The following is a 5,283-nucleotide window of genomic DNA, read 5'->3' on the forward strand; positions in this document are numbered from 1 at the left end:
GGAAGCGACCGTCATCGATCGGCGTCTCGCAGCGCGCCTGCGAGGCGAAGCACAGCGCCGGGTCTTCCGAGGTGCCCGGCACGTCCGCCGAGTAGAGAATGTTGGAGGTACAGCTCTCAGGCGCCTGGCCGAAGGCGGCGCCGTTCAGCAGCAGTGCTGAAAACACCAGCGAAACTGGAATCAGGGAGACCGAAGAACGTAGGAATAACCTTTCGAAGAGTCCTCGCACCACGAACGGCATGCATCATCCTTTCCGCCTCCTGAGAATGAAACAGCGTCTTTGGGGCGTGGCGATGGCAGCCTCGAGGCTGACCGATGGCCACGGCTCAGCGACTCTCTGATCAGACTCGCAAAAGAACGGGAAAGTTCCCTCGCGGGAGTCTGATCACTCTTCGGCCAGATCGCCCTGAAGCTCCTCAACCTCAGAACGAAACCGTGAGCCCTTGTTGTTCAGCGATTCAGATTGTTCGCACCAAGAGGATGCAAGAATAAATTGTCGCTGTCAAGGGCGCCGCGGTTCCTCAGAGTGCTGCGTCAAGGCGCAAGGGTAGCGATCCGGACGGCGCTCCCTAGGCCGAGAGGCGGCGACGTCGGTAAAGGGCAGGACGCCTTCAAGGCTTCCGAGAACTATCCCCCGGGCCGGGTGCCAGCACTGCCAGCACCAGCAGGCGTTCGGTTCCCGGGTTGGCGATGCCGTGGGGCTCGCCGGCGGGGGCGACGAGGAGGTCGCCAGCGGTCATCGGCAGCTCGTCTTCAGCGAGCAGGAAGCGGCCGCTACCAGACACCACGTAGTACATCTTGTCCATGTCGTCATGAACGTGGAGGCGGTGACTCTGGCCGGCCTGGAAGGCGTTCAGGCCGACCAGCAGGTGGGGTGATTGGAAGAGGGTCGCCTTGCCCATCTTGTCGTTCCGAAAGACGGCTTCGTTCTCTGGTCTGAGGATCTTCATCGCTTTTCTCACTGAAGACGTTCGGCTCGCGCCGAGAGGTTTCCCCGGCCGTCCCGTTCGACGGCCAGGAGCCAGGGATTGCAGCACACTTCACAGTCGTGGACCATCTCGCCGCGGCTCTCGGGATCGAGGTAGATCTCGACCTCTTCGCCGCAGTAGGGGCAGGTGATGAGCTGGGGAGTGAGCATGGAGCTTGGCGGCTGTCGTTGGAGTCGTTGGCGTCCCGATTCTAGTTCCACCGGAGCTCCGGGACGGCGATTCAACGGCGATCGCGAGAGGAATGAAGCGAGGCGTCGGCCGTTGCAGTAGGGAAGGGAGCGGATGGTGCTCCCCGGGCTGTCTCTCGACGCCAGGGGCGAGACACTAGAGTCTACGGAGTGCTCTGTCTCGGAGCGAAGCCGGGATGTAATGATTCGGCCGTGGCGAGGCACCCTCGGTTGCAGGTGTGAGGCGACCTGTCGTTCTGAAGTAAGCTCTTTTCGAATCATTTGCATCGAGTCGACGTTGGCGGAGACGGCGCGTGCTTGTCGTATTCCAACGGTGGGAGGGGTGATGATCATGGATCAGGCGAGAAGGCGCGATGCGGCCGAGCTGATGACGCTCGCGGCCGTGGCCTCGGTGCGGGCCGGAGCGAACCGAGGGTTCGTCCAGGCGGGGATCGACGACCAGCTCCAGCAGCGGCACTATGCCACCGGAGGGGTTTGGCGGCGGGTGTGGGGACCGACCCTCTCGCGGGAGAACGCGCCGCCCCTCAATGCCTCCGGCCTGGCGATGTACGTCGCCCGCCGCGACGATCCCAAGGGGGTTCATTTCGTCATTGCTGTGCGGGCTCCGCGGTGGAGCTTTCTGGCCCATATCGGAGCCGCCGAATGGTTGGAGGCGGTGCCCCTGGCGGGGGCCCCGGCCGGTGCTCGCGCCGCCCGTGGCGCGGTGCGGGCACAGCAGCAGCTGCTGGCGATGAGCGATCCCCGCCGTGGGCCGCTGTTGCGCTTCCTGCGTCGTGAGCTGCCCAAGCACGAAAACTGGAGCTTGAGCCTCGCCGCCCATGGCCTCGCCGGGCCGGTGGTCGAGCTGCTGCGCTGGGCTCTCGATGAGGAGCTCGGCGAAGTCTTGGCGGCCGGCAGGGTCGAGACCTGGACCTTCGGAGGGCCGAGCGTCGGCAACGCCGAGCTCGCTCGGCGCGGCGCCGAACGGTTCGGCGACACGGTGTTTCGCGTCGTCAATCCCTTCGATGCGGTGCCCTATGTCTGGGCCCGCCTCGGTCCCTTGAGTCAGCTCGGGATCCCCAATTCGCTACCCACTCGGGACGAACGCGGGGCCGACCCGATCGACATCGAGCGCGTCGTCGCCGAGGTCGTGGATCGGCTCGGAGCCCAGGAGCCGGTGGTCGAGGTCGGTCGCCGGCTCGAGCTGCGCGGGGTTCAGATTCCCAGCCAGCGGCAGAGCCCGCAGGGAGAGCCTTGGCTGGCGCAGGTCGACTTCCAGCACAACCCGAACAGCTATCTCTGGCTGCTCGAGGCCGAAGAGGTCTTCGATCGCGGCGTCGAGGGGCCCTACAGCGATGCTTCCGTCCTGCCGCACTTCGCCACCACTCAGCCGTTGCGAACCCTCGACAGCGACGACCTGTGATCGGCGATCGGCGGCGACTCAGTTGGTGTAGCCCAAAGACTTGAGCTTCTCGACGCTCTCCGGGTCGACGTCCGGCGGCGGCATGCCCTCGGTGCGCTCGAGGCCGTCCTCCACCAGCTCTCGCCACTGCAGGAGCTCCGCCGACGGCTGACCGTTCGGCGACGAGAGGTTGCGGCGCTCGGAGGGATCTTGGGCGAGCTCGAAGAGGCGAAGTTGGCCACTGCCGAGGCGGAGAATTTCCTTCTTGCCGTCGCGCAGCAGACCGACTGCGAGGAGCCCGGCCCGGCGTGCATTGTCGGCTTCCTGGGATCCCAGAACGGCGCCCTTGTGGGCCTGGAACAGGCAGGCTCGGTTCGGGACCTCGTCGGACCGTCCCTGCAAGCGCGCGCTCCAATCGAAGCCCCGGAAGGAGTCCGGGGAGCTCAGGCCGAGCAATCCGAGAATGGTGGGGGCGACGTCGATCAGTAGCGCCGGCTCGGTGACGCGTCCGGCGCCCAGCTTGCCGGGCCAGTGGAAGGCCAGCGGGATGTGCAGGCCGGGTTCATGGAGATTGCGGCCGTGCCCCCAGTAGCCGTGCTCACCGAGGCTTTCGCCATGGTCGGAGGTGAAGATCACCAGGCGACTGCGGGGCGACGGCGGCAGAGCGTCGAGGAGCTGACCGATGTGATCGTCGACGTAGGCGACTTCGGTGTCGTAACGATCCGATTTCGAGGCTTCGCCGGCGAGGTCGAGGTAACCCTTGTGGAGCAGATAGGGTGCGTGGGGCTCGACATAGTGCACCCAGGAGAACACCGGGCGACGGCGCCCGCTTTCCTGGCCCAGCCATTCGATGGCGGCGGCGTTGACGTCCTCGGCGGTGGCCTCGCCCTTGAAGAAGCCGAACCAGCGTTTGCGGGTGAGGATCTCACCGTAGTGATCGAAATGCTCGGCGAGGCCCGAGATGGAGTCCTTGAGGGTCCAGTTGGCGACGAAGGCAGCGGTCCGATAGCCGGCTCGGTCGAGGACCTTGGGCAGCGACTCGAGGTCCGGGCGCATACGGAGACCGTTGCGGGTGGCGCCGTGCTCGTGCGGGAACGAGGCCGTGATCATCGAGCTCAAGGCCGGATTGGTGAGGGGCTCGACGGTCCGCGCGTCGGTGAACAGGGCGCCCTCGGCGAAGAGGGCGTCGAGTCGCGGGCTGGTGGGGCGCTCGTAGCCGTAGCCCGACAGGCGATCGGCGCGCAGCGTGTCGACCGTGATCAGCAGAATGTCCGGCCGGTCATCGGCGGCCAGCCACGGGGGCCAGCCCAGAAGCACCAAAACGAGCACGAGAAAGAGCCGAATTCTCGAAGTCATGAAGTCTCGGGAGGGGGTGTTTTGAAGCGGGCTACCTTCGACCACCGGATCCTAACAAAAGCAGACGACGGGCCGCCCGCGGGCGCGACGGTCAGGGTGGCCGGAGCGCTTTCGAATGCCCAGCAGGCTGCTGCGCAGCTCAGGGAGCAACCTGCTAGAGTCCCGGCCGGAGGGCAGCGTGTCCACGAATCGCTTCAATTTCGACATCGATCAAATAGACCTCACCGGCGGCTCCTTGGCGCCGACGGAGTTGGCCCGGCGGGTGCATGGTCTCGAGGCAGGGCGCCTGCTGCAGGCGGAGGTCTTCGACCCTGCCGGCGCCGGCGAGCTGCAGGTAGAGATAGAACAGGTTCAGAATCGCTACCTGGCACCGGGGGTCGACGCCTATTCACAGTTCTTGGTCGGCGATCTCGGGTCCGCCGGCGGCGGATCCGCGGCGATCTTCAATTGGGGAACGGCCGAGGGGGAGGGCGCGGAAGCGGTCGACCTCGAGAGCTTTCCGCGTTTGCGCACCTTCCTGGCCTTGGTCGATGACTTCGCCGCGGCTCTGCGCCGCCCGGATGAGAAGCACCTGCTGTCGGTGGTCCCTTCGCTGCGCAAGGTGCGGACTTTTCCGCGCTTCTTTCACCGCGACTCCCATGCCTCGGTCGACGAAGTGCGCCGCGAAGCGGACATCCCGAGCTGCTATCGCATGGTTTGGGATCTCGGTCTGCAGAACAGTCACGAAGTGCTCAACGTCCACTTCGTTCCGCGAGCCGGATTGCTGGACGACGACGGCCGGGTGGCAGCGCCGCATCGCGCCTTGTTTCAGGGGCAGAACTTCGCCTTCCGCGAGATGAGCGATCACGAGATCGACGCCGTCCAGCCCCAGATGCGCGAAGCCTCGCTGCCGGTCCCCGAGCTACAGCGCGAGCTGGTGCCGGGGCGCGCCTTCGTCTGGCTCGACGATCTCTTCTTTCACACCACCTACCTGCGCCATGGTCGATCGGTGGATGAGCTTCAGGCGGCACCCCGGTCGATTCTGATCGTTCGGCAGTTCGCCGCCAACGCCCAGGACGACATTCCCTGGTCCGACGCCGTGCGCCGTTTCCTGCCCGGGTAGACGACGGCTGGTGACCAATCCGGGCTAGACTCCGGATGCCGGAGGTCTGCCGCTGGACCAGGCACCAACCGAGAGCGAGGACTGCGAGATCATGCCGAGGATCACCAAGGTCACCACCAAGAAGGGCGATGCCGGGGACACCAGCCTGGGCAGCGGCCGTCGGGTTCCCAAGGACTCCCTGCGAACCACCGCCTACGGCACCGTCGACGAGCTCAACGCGGTGGTCGGCGTGGCGCTGGCGAGCGATCTGGACGAGCGTTTGAGGCC

General features: G+C 65.9%; 7 protein-coding genes. 3 read left to right on the plus strand and 4 right to left on the minus strand.

The annotated features are described in order from the left end of the window. From AAF604_24660 to AAF604_24670, 3 genes are all read right to left on the minus strand, one after another. Nucleotides 1–241: hypothetical protein (locus AAF604_24660; GenBank protein ID MEM7052877.1), on the minus strand; the 241-nt coding region annotated here is incomplete at its 3' end. Between the two features lie 370 nt (nt 242–611). Beyond that, nucleotides 612–950: a cupin domain-containing protein gene (locus tag AAF604_24665; protein MEM7052878.1), complete on the minus strand. Its 339-nt coding sequence runs from the start codon at nt 948–950 to the stop codon at nt 612–614. Nucleotides 951–958: 8 nt separating this feature from the next. Beyond that, on the minus strand, nt 959–1,189 hold the full coding sequence (locus AAF604_24670) for a CPXCG motif-containing cysteine-rich protein (protein MEM7052879.1): 231 nt from the start codon (nt 1,187–1,189) through the stop codon (nt 959–961). Nucleotides 1,190–1,502: 313 nt separating this feature from the next. Here AAF604_24670 and AAF604_24675 point away from each other — a divergent pair, with 313 nt between their 5' ends. Continuing rightward, entirely contained in the window at nt 1,503–2,579 is a 1,077-nt protein-coding gene (locus AAF604_24675; protein ID MEM7052880.1) for a hypothetical protein, read from the plus strand. Between the two features lie 18 nt (nt 2,580–2,597). On the opposite strand, the gene AAF604_24680 is transcribed toward AAF604_24675, so the two are convergent. Beyond that, nucleotides 2,598–3,914 (minus strand): sulfatase, encoded by a 1,317-nt coding sequence (locus tag AAF604_24680; GenBank protein ID MEM7052881.1) that lies wholly within the window; start codon nt 3,912–3,914, stop codon nt 2,598–2,600. Nucleotides 3,915–4,092: 178 nt separating this feature from the next. On the opposite strand from AAF604_24680, the gene AAF604_24685 reads away from it, so the two are divergent. Together AAF604_24685 and AAF604_24690 are read left to right on the plus strand one after the other, a co-directional pair. Continuing rightward, nucleotides 4,093–5,016 (plus strand): hypothetical protein, encoded by a 924-nt coding sequence (locus tag AAF604_24685; GenBank protein ID MEM7052882.1) that lies wholly within the window; start codon nt 4,093–4,095, stop codon nt 5,014–5,016. 91 nt (nt 5,017–5,107) lie between these two features. Continuing rightward, a partial coding sequence (locus AAF604_24690; protein MEM7052883.1) for an ATP:cob(I)alamin adenosyltransferase occupies nt 5,108–5,283 on the plus strand: 176 nt, incomplete at its 3' end.

The organism is Acidobacteriota bacterium (genome assembly GCA_039028635.1).
Lineage (GTDB): Bacteria > Acidobacteriota > Thermoanaerobaculia > Multivoradales > JBCCEF01 > JBCCEF01.